Source organism: Denitromonas iodatirespirans (genome assembly GCF_018524365.1).
In the GTDB taxonomy this organism is placed as follows: Bacteria; Pseudomonadota; Gammaproteobacteria; order Burkholderiales; family Rhodocyclaceae; genus Nitrogeniibacter; species Nitrogeniibacter iodatirespirans.
In genome coordinates this window covers 1-4,521 of sequence record NZ_JAEKFT010000066.1, presented here as the reverse complement: position 1 = coordinate 4,521, position 4,521 = coordinate 1, and the positions used below count along the sequence as shown (strand labels likewise).

General features: G+C 52.4%; 1 protein-coding gene and 1 pseudogene. Both read left to right on the top strand.

Translation table 11 applies throughout. The features are described from left to right. Nucleotides 1–599: 599 nt before the first annotated feature. On the top strand, nt 600–4,187 hold the full coding sequence (locus I8J34_RS23775) for a hypothetical protein (protein ID WP_214364118.1): 3,588 nt from the start codon (nt 600–602) through the stop codon (nt 4,185–4,187). A gap of 210 nt (nt 4,188–4,397) precedes the next feature. Then, nucleotides 4,398–4,521: pseudogene (locus I8J34_RS23770) on the top strand (IS5/IS1182 family transposase); the annotation flags it as partial.

The window sequence follows — 4,521 nt, the reverse complement described above, 5'->3', positions numbered from 1 at the left end:
AATCCATCGATCAGCTCTTTCGGGATGGACGGCAGCGCCGCCGCAGTGCTCTTCTTGCTGGTCTTTCTTGGCATACATGCTCCTTGCTCACATGGTATGCCTCAAACACAAAATTTCTGACAGGCTCGCCAAATCGCTCTAGAGCGTACCGTCATCGTCGATCTGTAGACAGATCGAGCGATTGACTGTCCATCGATGTATCAAAATCTAATCTCGTCGACACACCCGAAATTTACTCTCTTTCGGCATTCTACAAACTGCTTGACACTAGATCGACCCAATGGCTCTACTGCACAAGTGCATAACAGAATAATCTACGCATACGATCGCGATTAACTTCTATAACACCAACAACTTCTCCGAAAATGACGTTTTTTGAACTTGCAGCAGCTGACATTTCTATCCTCAATGACAGCGATTTACGGGAGCTTGTCGCCCGTCTCTGTGAAGCGGAGCTTACTCAGCGCGGAATTCCAACATCATGCGTGAGATGGGGTGGGGCACAAGAAGCCCCCGATGGAGGGCTGGACGTCAGTGTTATAGGCGCGTCCAGCAATTCCCGTCCCACTTGGGTTCCCAGAGAACGCACAGGCTTTCAAGTGAAGAAGCACTCTATGGGAAAATCGGCATGCCTGAAGGAGATGCAAGACAAAGGCAACCCCAAGACAGTGATTTCTGAAATAGCGTCGCACGGTGGCGCCTACATCATCGTCAGCGGAAAGGATGACTGCACCGATAAGATGCTATCTGATCGCTTGGATGGAATGCGCGATGCGATTGCTCCGTTGAAGGCCAAGGATCAACTGCATATCGACTTTTACGGACGTGATCGGCTATCCACGTGGCTCAGACGACACCCCGGTGTCGCCCTCTGGGCCCGTTCGCGTCTCGGAAAACCTTTGGCTGGTTGGAGACCCTACGAACGGTGGGCAGCGACGCCGACGGATCAAGACGATGTGTTTTTGATCGACGACCATCCCTGCGTCACCGATGCAAACTCCAATCTGAAGGAGACGCAAACTGTGTCAATGGGAATTCAGCTGACACGGGATAGGTTCAAGGAGTTCGGAAGCACTGTGCGAATCACAGGGCTTTCCGGTGTCGGCAAAACCCGGTTCGTCCAAGCTCTCTTTGAGCACGAAGTAGGAAGCGATGCACTTCCGAAAAGCGACGTGATCTATGCCGACCTCGGCCAAGAGCTCATCCCCACGGCATCGGAACTGATCACTTACCTTATAGCAAACGATTTCGCCAGCTATGTGGTCTTGGACAACTGCCCGCCGGATGTGCACCGAAACCTGCAGAAACAGGCTGCTGCAAGCCGTGCGAAACTGCGCCTTCTCACCATCGAATACGACATCTCCGACGACAAGCCTGAAGAGACCGACATCATTCACCTGGAACCGACCAGCGAGGCAATTGTTTCCACACTGCTACAGAAAGGCTTCCCGGGATTGGGTCAAATCAATACTGACCGAATCGCCGAATTTTCAGGTGGTAACGCACGAGTTGCACTGGCCCTTGCGAGCCGTGTCGATGCGGACGAAACGCTCGCGAATTTTTCTGACGAGGCGCTTTTCGAGAGACTGTTTTCCCAACGCAAAGGGAACTCATCGGAACTTCTCCAGCGTGCAGAGGTGTTGGCCTTGGCGTACTCCTTCAACGTAGCCCGAAACGAATATGGTGACGAGTTGAGCGTCCTCGGAACGCTCTCCGGTTTGAGCAGACACGCATTGCACAATGGTCAGGCAGAGTTGCTCCGTCGCCAACTCGCTCAGCAGCGCGGAAACTGGCGCGCAGTCCTTCCTCATGCGTTGGCTAACCGCCTAGCAAAGCGCGCACTCCAGAACATCCCGCTTGAAGACATCAATGCCGAACTCTTCAAGCGGGAAAATCTTCGTTTGCTGCAATCTTGTGCACACCGTTTGGGCTATCTTCACGACTTTGAGCCCGCTCGCACGTTGGCGCTCAGTTGGGTGCAGCATGGGGCTCCACTGAGCAACATTAGCACTTGCGACGACCAGCATCTTGCGATCCTGAATCATGTCGCGCCTGTCTTCCCGGAAGTGGTTCTGCGGTCTATCGAACAGGCTTCAATCGATCCCGAGTTTGCCTCGCGTGAAAACGAGAACTTCGCTAGATTCGTCCGGCTCTTGTGTCATCTTGCCTATGAGGATGAAACCTTCGACCGAGCGGCGACAGTACTTCTGAAGTTTGCGGAGACAGAAGAATCTGGCGAAAACAACAACAGCATCATTCGTCAGTGCCAACAACTTTTCTCGCTGTATCTTTCTGGTACCGAAGCTACTCCAAAACGGCGGCAAGCATTTGTCCAAAGACTAATAAATTCTGGCAACCCAAAGCAACGGGAGATCACAAACGAGCTTCTGAAATCCGCATTTAGAACGCATCACTGGAGAGGGTTTGGACCCTTCCATTTCGGAGCACGAAGGCGAGGTCCAGGATGGATTCCAAAAACGCATGAAGAACAAAATTCGTGGTATACAGGTTTCATTAAACTTCTGCTTCCGCCGTTGGAATCGTCCCAGCCCAACGAACGTAATTGGGCAAGATCGATGTTGGCGAGTCACTTCCGAGATCTTTGGACGTATGCTCAATGCCATGACCTACTTGAACGAATCATCCATACACACGGCTTAGAAGGTCAGTGGCCAGACATGTGGCTGTCCATCAAGGCGACATTACGCCTTGACAGCCCGCACCTCCCTCCTGATTCGCTCTGTAGGCTTCAATCTATTGAGAGACTAACCGCGCCATCTAACACGCTTGGGGAAATTCGTAGCTATGTGCTACCCGACCATTGGAGACATATTGATTTCCGCGATGGTGAATACCAAGAAAACGTAGACGACTTGCGGAAGAAAGTCCTAAATCTCGGAGAGCTTGCGGCGGCTGAACTCGGAATTATCGAAGATCTCGGTGACGAAATCTGGGTGGCGCGCTCCGAAGCTTTGTCCTGGTTTGGGCAAGGGTTGGCAAAGGTGACTGAAGCCAGGGTTCCGGTGTTTGAGCTGTTGGCTAGCTCCTTCACAAGGTACGGGTCGGAGAAGACTCAGCCGACCGTTTTCGCTAGATTCCTCCGTGGTGTTCATGATGCCGCGCCTTCCCAAGCCCAAGAATTGCTCGAGCGTGCGTTGGCGATTCCAGCTTTCAAGCATCAAGCAATTTATCTACTCGCAGCCGTTCCCATCACCGCTTGGGCTTCAGCACAATTGCTGCAACTTGCACAATCCGGTGAGCTGGAAGCTCGGCATTTCGAGATCCTGAGCTACGGCCGTGTTCATGAAGGAATTCCAAATAGCGAATTCGCGAGCCTTCTGTCAGCAATCAATGCTTTGGACAGCGGATATCTTTCAACAGTTGAGTTGCTTAAGATGCGTTTCTTTGGAAGGGCGATTCAGCATCCTATAGACGAGGATCTGTGCGCAACGATTAGAGAGACAATCCGGAAACTATTAGCGGAGCATGAAAGTTCAGTCAAGCGCGCACCGGGGCGCGAGTTTGATGAAGTACTTGTGTTAGGTTTGGGCGCCGAAGCGCCTGTCGGTGAGGTCGGGGAAATCATCGAAATGGTATGTGAGGGCGTGGAGGCGTATCGTCTCTACGCCTTTGATTTAAGCCATGTGATCGCTGTTCTAATCAAAAACCACCTTGAAATTTTTCTCAGCGCTCTCTTTGAAAGAGGTAATGGCAGGCTGGGCGTCGCGGCTTCCCTGTTCAAAGAGCGAGTGGGCTTGGAAGTCGTGTCGCTAAACGGAGCTCCGCTGGATCGGGTAGTGGCGTGGTGTGGTGATAATCAAGAGCGCATTCAGAAGGTAGCTGGGGCGATGAATTCATTTGTGGTGCGGGACCCTACAGAACCTTCAGGCGACCAACCCAATGGCGTGGTTCTTAGCGAACACATCAAGTCTCTTCTAGCCGTGGCAAAAGACAAGAAAGCCGTTGTCGAAGCCATCTATGAGGACATTAGCCCTTGCAGTTGGTCGGGGTCGCGCGCAAAGGTTATGGAAATTCGGACAGAAGCATTTAGGGAGCTGCTCAATCACCCTCATGACGATGTCCAAGCACAGGTTCGGACTAAGTTGCCTAAACTCGAGCAAGCGATCCATTTTGAACAAGAACGCGAAGCGGCAGAACATAACCAGCGTGAGCAACGTTTTGAGTGATTGACTGCTTTGGTCGATCTCTGACGATGCTTTGCGTTCCTTGATTATTCTGGCCGACAGCGCTGGCGGTCAAAGCGCGAACGACTATGGCTTCGGGGAGCAAATGGAAAGTGCACTAAGGAAACGCTGATTATTTCGTTTGCATATCGCCCCACGGGCGGCTCTGTTTGAGACAATACGCATAGTTCCTTCACGACGGTGACGATCCCGATGCAATCGAGCTTCTCCGACCTTGAGTACGCGGCCAAGAAGAAGATGACGCGCCGCGACCGGTTCCTTGCCCAGATCGAAGCGGTGACACCGTGGGCGGCGCTCGAAGCGCTGATCGAGCCGC